Annotated in this window: 1 protein-coding gene; it reads right to left on the bottom strand. The window is 34.2% G+C overall.

What is annotated here, in order from left to right; all coding sequences use genetic code 11:
* Window positions 1-288 precede the first annotated feature (288 nt).
* The gene (locus tag WKT09_RS13610) at window positions 289-1464 is read right to left on the bottom strand and encodes an IS256 family transposase (protein ID WP_340416550.1); all 1176 of its coding nucleotides are present in this window, start codon (window positions 1462-1464) and stop codon (window positions 289-291) included.
* Window positions 1465-1557 lie beyond the last annotated feature (93 nt).

Below are 1557 nucleotides of genomic sequence, written 5' to 3'. Positions count from 1 at the left end.
AGTCAAGTCCTTTATCTTGTGTAAATTCCATTTCAATGTTTAACCTTTTATTTGTTATTCAATTTATAATCAAAATTAAAAAGCGTTGAGTTTAATTCTATTAAATTTCAACCCACGATTTGACATGGAGAGCGAGTATGATAGCCTTTTTGGCAAAGCCAGTTTTTTTAAATATACTGGCGGCCTGGCTATAGAATCATGCTTGCGCAGGGATCCATGTCAAATCACCTAAGTTTTAATCTCTAAACTCTTAATACAAGCGATTCAGCTTTTTAATTTTGCCTCTAACTACTCTTTAAAATAAATATATTTTTTATTTCCTGGATCCATGGCTTCCTCACAATCCATTAAAACAGCTCCAATTAAGCGAAATGCAGATTGTTGATTCGGAAAAATGCGTATCGTTTTTTCTCTTTTTCTGACTTCTCCATTTAAGCGTTCTAATACGTTTGTAGTACGAATATGAGCGTGTGCTTCAGTTGGTTCTGAGAAAAATTGAATGGCATCTTCATAACCTTCGTCTAATGTTTCCAACGCTTTTTGGTACTTTTTCTCATCCTCATAACGATTCATAAATTCTTCTTTTAACATCCTTGAAACTTTCAAACTCGGCGCTTCAAATATATTTCTTAATAAATCTCTTGCTTCTTGAGAGTCTTTTTTAGGCATTTTATCTATAATATTTCTTCGTAAATGAACGCTACAACGTTGCCAGGTTGAGCCAATGAACTTCTGCTGGATCGCTGTTTTTAAGCCTGCATGTGCGTCAGAAATAATGAGTTTAGGTGATCGAAATCCTCTTGATATAAGGTGATCAAAGAAGTTATTCCAATTTTCTTCTGATTCAGCATGGGCGACCTGTAATCCGACAATATCACGTTTTCCATCTTCCCTTACAGCTAACCCAATATAAACTGCCTTAGACACAACCTTGTCGTATTCACGTACTTTGATATACATGGCATCAACAAACAAGTAGCGATAATTATAGACACTTAAAGGCCTATTAGCCCATTCTTTTACGATAGGATCTAGCTTTTTTGTTAGATTAGAAACCATTGATTTTGATACATTTTCACCACAAAGTTGTTTAACAATATTTGAGACTTTACGAGTAGAAACACCATTAACAAACATCTCGGTCATTGATAGTAAAAAAGCTTGATCACAACGTTTGTATTTCTCAAAAACTTCTGTAGAGAAATTCCCACTTCTCGTTCTTGGTACATTCAGCTCAACGCGTCCAATGTTTAAAACATAGTCTCTATTGTAATATCCATTACGGTAATCATGACGGTCCTCAGAACGATCGTAAGCCTGGTTTTCCATGTAGTCATCTCGCTCTTTTTCCATGTATTCATTTAAAACAAGTACCATGGCCGATTTAACAAAATCATTTAAATCAGATTGAACAAGTTCCTCTTTAAGTTTATCGAAATTTAGTGTAAAATTAATTTGAGTCATCATCAATTCCTCCTAATAGTTTTTGTGGTTAAAAACATTATATCATGGAATTGATGGGGCTCTTTCTTTTTACACAATTATATGGGCTTAACC

It is taken from the genome of Pseudogracilibacillus sp. ICA-222130 (assembly GCF_037892545.1).
Lineage (GTDB): Bacteria > Bacillota > Bacilli > Bacillales > Amphibacillaceae > Pseudogracilibacillus.
This window is presented reverse-complemented; position numbering and strand designations above follow the sequence as displayed.